The sequence below is a fragment of the Zafaria sp. Z1313 genome (assembly GCF_050563205.1).
GTDB lineage: Bacteria > Actinomycetota > Actinomycetes > Actinomycetales > Micrococcaceae > JAZDCJ01.
Genome location: NZ_JBNWUK010000043.1, coordinates 1 through 4,772, shown reverse-complemented (window position 1 = coordinate 4,772; position 4,772 = coordinate 1). Strand labels below are relative to the sequence as shown.

At 68.4% G+C, this 4,772-nt stretch carries 3 protein-coding genes; 1 reads left to right on the top strand and 2 read right to left on the bottom strand.

Going from position 1 to position 4,772, the window contains the following annotated elements; all coding sequences use genetic code 11:
* Positions 1-8: 8 nt before the first annotated feature.
* On the bottom strand, positions 9-1,271 hold the full coding sequence (locus ACQ3I4_RS16495) for an IS256 family transposase (protein ID WP_329864319.1): 1,263 nt from the start codon (positions 1,269-1,271) through the stop codon (positions 9-11).
* Between the two features lie 169 nt (positions 1,272-1,440).
* Here ACQ3I4_RS16495 and ACQ3I4_RS16490 point away from each other — a divergent pair, with 169 nt between their 5' ends.
* On the top strand, positions 1,441-3,720 hold the full coding sequence (locus ACQ3I4_RS16490; RefSeq protein ID WP_430633928.1) for a DUF222 domain-containing protein: 2,280 nt from the start codon (positions 1,441-1,443) through the stop codon (positions 3,718-3,720).
* A gap of 138 nt (positions 3,721-3,858) precedes the next feature.
* Here ACQ3I4_RS16490 and ACQ3I4_RS16485 read toward each other — a convergent pair.
* Positions 3,859-4,772, bottom strand: a 914-nt coding sequence (locus ACQ3I4_RS16485) for an IS256 family transposase (protein ID WP_430632801.1), incomplete at its 5' end; no start/stop codon positions are given.

Sequence of the window (4,772 nt, the reverse complement as noted above, 5' to 3'; positions counted from 1 at the left end):
CCGGGTGGTCAGATCGGGAGTCGGTTGGGGAATTGGACGGCGAAGGCGTTCAGGGCCTGGTGCCATCCCTGGGTGCCGGTTCCGAGCTCGCCTCCGCGGGTGGTCTCGATGTTCCGGATCCCCAGGTAGACCAGCTTGAGCGCCGCGTCGTCGGAGGGGAACGAGCCCCTGGTCTTGGTGATCTTCCGGAGCTGGTAGTTGATCGATTCGATCTGGTTCGTGGTGTAGATGACCTTGCGTATCTCGGGTGTGAACGCCAGGAACGGGGTGAAGTCCTCCCACGCGTTCCTCCACGCCAGCACCGCCCCGGGGGCCTTGGCCTGCCAGGCCTCGGCGAAGGCCTCCATGGCCAGCTCCGCGGCCTGCACGGTCGGAGCCGTGTAGATCGGACGCATGTCCTTGGCCATCGCCTTGCGGTCCCCGTAGGAGGCGTAGCGCATCGCCGAGCGCAGCAGGTGCACCACGCACGTCTGGACCACGGTCTGCGGGTAGATGCTGTTCACCGCCGCCGGCAGGCCGCTCAGCCCGTCGCAACACAGGACCAGGATGTCCGTGGCGCCGCGATTGCGGATCTCGGTGAGCACGTTGGCCCAGAACTTCGCCCCCTCCGAAGCGCCCAGCCACAGGCCCAGGACCTGCTTGCGGCCCTCGACGTCCACGCCCACGGCGATGTGGCAGGCCCTGTTCGCCACGACCCCGCCGTCACGGATCTTCAGCCAGATCGCGTCGATGTAGACGATCGGATACACCGCTTCCAGCGGCCGGTTCTGCCATTGGGCGACCTCGTCGGCGATGACGTCGGTGACCCGGGAGATCGTCGCGGCGGAGACCTTGGCCCCGTAGATCTCCTCGAGGTGGGCCCCGATGTCGCGGGTGCTCATCCCACGGGCGTAGAGCGAGAGGATCATGTCCTCGACCTTGCCCAGCCGGCGGGACCGCTTGGGCACAATGACCGGCGCGAAGGAGCCGTTCCGATCCCGTGGCACGGTGATCTGCACCGGCCCCTGCAGGGTCTGCACGTTCTTGGTGGTCTTGCCGTTGCGCGAGTTTCCCGTCCCGGCCCCGGCGGGGTCCCCGGACTCGTAGCCGAGGTGGTCGCTCATCTCGGTCTCCAGGCTCCGTTCCAGGACCGCGCGGGTCATTCGCGCCAGCAGCTCCTCGACGCCGTGGCGCCCCTGCCCGAGATCCTCCGCGGCGGTGACGAGGGCGTCGATCTGATCGGCGCTGAGAACGCCTTCAAGAGGGTTCGGAATGGTGTTGGTATCTGCCATGAGGCCCGTCCTTTCAAAGGGGTGAAACCACAGGTCACACCCCAGTTAGAGACCGGACCCTTACACACTCTATGAAACACCCTCGGGGCGGGGAGCTGGCGGCAAACGTTATAGAACAAACTTTCGATTTCTTCTTCCCATCATCGAACACCACGACTAGACTGGATGCATGAGGATCCGCGCCCAGCACCCCACGCCACCGGCCCGCGTGGGCCCGTGGACGCTGCGCCGCGAGCCCGGACCCACGAACCCGGCCCGCGACCTCGAAGACGCCGAACGCCTCGTCCGCTACGCCGAGGCCCTGCGCGCGGCCGCGATGACCGCGCTGCGCGACGACGCCGAACTGCGCGCGGACCCCACCCTCCCGGACCCCGAGGAGAACCCCGGGATGGACACCAGCCGCTCCGTCGGACGCCTCGCCTCTAACGCCGGCCACGCCACCGCCGTGGACGCGATCGCCCGGATCCGCGGCATCGGCCCCTACACCGCCTCCCGCGAACTGAACCACGCCCAGCTCCTCCTCGACTCCCTGCCCGCCGTGCACCAGGCCTGGCAGGACGGACGCCTCGGCTCCGGACAGGTCCGCGCGATCGCCACCACCGCCCTGAAGATCACCCCCCGGACACCGCCCCGCCCCTCCCGCACCGCCCCCGACGCCGAACACGAGGAACACGCCCGCGCCCTCGCCCGCGAGAACGCCATCGTGGACCAGGCCCGCACCGAACTCGGCAACCGCCTCACCGACTACGCCCTACGCGGGAACACCCCCACCGAGACCGAGGCCAAGGGCCGCGCCCTCGTCGAGCAATACGACCCCGAATCCTTCACCACCCGCACCCGCAAGGCCACCGCCACCCGCGACGTCCGCCTCGAACCCGCCCCCGACGGCATGGCCCGCCTGAGCATCTACGCCCCCGAAGCACCCCTGCACGCCATCTACCAACGCCTCGACCACCACACCCGCACCCTCCACGCCACCGAAATCGACAACGGCAACGGCAACTGCAACGACGCCGAGAACGGCGGCACCCGCAACGACGAGGCCGCCAGCCGCACCACGCGCCCAGGCACGGGCACGGGCACGGGCGGGACCGTCAACGGCCCCACCGGCACCGACGGCGACGACTGCGACGACCGCGACGGCAACGACGGCACGCTCGGCGAAGGCCACGACGGGCACGGTTCCAGCGACGCGCCCCGCACCCTGGCCCAGCTCCGCGTCGACACCCTCCTCGACCTCCTCCTGAACGGACCCGACGGCCACGGACTCGACGCCATCGCCCCCGAGGTCATCATCACCGTCCCCAGCACCTTCTTCGCCGGCACCCCCAACGGCCCCACGACCGACACGGCCACCGCCGGGCACGCCGACACGGACGACACCGGCACCACCACAGCCGGCACCGGCATGACGACGACGTCCCCGCGCGTCCCCGACACCCTCCTGCGCCCCGGCACCGAACTGCCCCAGATCATCGGCGGCGGACCCATCGACCCCGCCACCACCAGCCGCTGGCTCGCCAACACCACCACCTGGACCCGCGTCATCACCGACCCCGTCACCGACGAGGTCCTGCACTGGGGCCGCAAACGCTACCGCCCCACCCCCGCCCAACGCCGCGCCCTCGCCTACCGCCACAACCGCTGCTCCACCGCCGGCTGCAACAGCGCCATCGACCGCACCGAGAGCGACCACACCATCGAATGGCAACACGGCGGCACCACCGACCTGGACAACCTCGCACCCCTCTGCAAACGCTGCCACCGACTCAAATCCCTCGGCCTGCTCACCACCACCCAACACCCCGACGGCACCACCACGACCACCACCCTCTGGAGCACCACCCACACCCAAGCCCCGGAACACTACTGGAACACCCCCGAAACACCCCACACCCCCACCAGCCGCGCCCGCCAAGACCACGCCCGCACCCAGGCACACCACGACAACGACGACGGCGACGGCGAGAACGACGGCTACGGCTACTGCAGCTTCGACGGTGGCCACCGCCACGACGACGGCAGCGGCTACGGCTACGACGGCGACGGCGACGGCGACTCCAGCCTCAGCCGCGAAGACTTCCTCGCCCTCCACGACCCCGCCACACTCGAAGCCATCAACCACGACCTCGACCAGGCCCCCCGGCCCGACGACGGCGGCCTCGCCGACCACCTCGACTCACTCGCCACCGAACACGCCGAAACCCTCCACCTCCAAGACCTCATCAACACCTTCGACCCCGACGACTGGACCACCCCCTGGGCCATCCCCCGCCTCTACCAAACCGACCACACCCCACAACGACCACCCGGACACACACGTCCCCGGCCACCCAAGTCCCGCGCCAAACCCATCCGACGCCTCACCCCACGCCCGCCCCTGAACACCACGCCCCGGCACGACAACAGCCCGACCCGACCCGCCAGCACCACCCCACCACCCTTCTAAACAACCCCACCAGCCTCGGCAGACGCGCCGACAGCCGCCATCAAACGACTCAGCCCGGCACAAATCCACTCAGGGACTCGTGCCGGGCTGAACCAGCGGAGGGGACTATCTCATTAACGGTGTATCCGGCGGTTTCTTTTAGTAGCTTTCAGCGGCCGGGAATCGGTCGCTGAAAGTGATGGCGAAGGCGTTCAAAGCGGGCTTCCAACGCACGGCCCATCGGGTCTTGCCGGCACCGGTCGGATCGAGGGATCGGGTGACCAGATACAGGCACTTTAGCGCAGCCTGCTCGGTGGGGAAATGACCCCGGGCCTTCACGGCGCGCCGGTACCTGGCGTTGAGGGATTCGATCGCATTGGTCGAGCAGATCACGCGCCGGATTTCCACGTCATAGTCCAGGAACGGGATGAACTCCTCCCACGCGTTCTCCCACAGCCGCACGATGGCCCCGTATTTCTTGCCCCAGCGCTCGGTGAGCTCCTCGAACGCCGCCCTGGCGGCCGCAGCGTTCACGGCGGTGTAGATGGGCTTCACGTCCCGTTTGAGCGCGTCCCAGTCCTTCTTCGAGGCCAGGCGGAAGGTATTGCGGATCAGGTGGATGATGCAGGTCTGCACGGTTGTCAGCGGCCAGACGTTGGTGACGACTTCGGGCAGGCCTTTGAGGCCGTCGCAGACCAGGAAGAAGGTGTCTTTCACGCCGCGGTTCTTGATGTCGGTGAGCACGCTCATCCAGAACTTCGCGCCCTCACCGCCGGTGCCGGCCCACAGGCCGAGGATGTCCTTCTCACCCTCCAGCGTCACGCCGATCGCGGCGTAGACGGGCCGGTTGGCGACCTGCCCGTCGCGGACCTTGACGACGATGGCGTCGATGAAGATCGCCGCGTAGACCTCATCCAGCGGCCGGTTTTGCCACGCGGCCATCTCGTCGAGCACCCTGTCGGTGATCCGCGAGACGGTCTCCTTTGACACGGACGCACCGTAGATCTCGGCGAAGTGCGCGCTGATTTCCCCGGTGGTCAGGCCCTTGGCATAGAGCGACAGGACCATCTCAT

Excerpts from the sequence above, each read along its gene's own strand:
- ACQ3I4_RS16490 (WP_430633928.1), top strand. The coding sequence starts at position 1,441 with ATGAGGATCCGCGCCCAGCACCCCACGCCACCGGCCCGCGTGGGCCCG.
- ACQ3I4_RS16495 (WP_329864319.1), bottom strand. The coding sequence starts at position 1,271 with ATGGCAGATACCAACACCATTCCGAACCCTCTTGAAGGCGTTCTCAGC.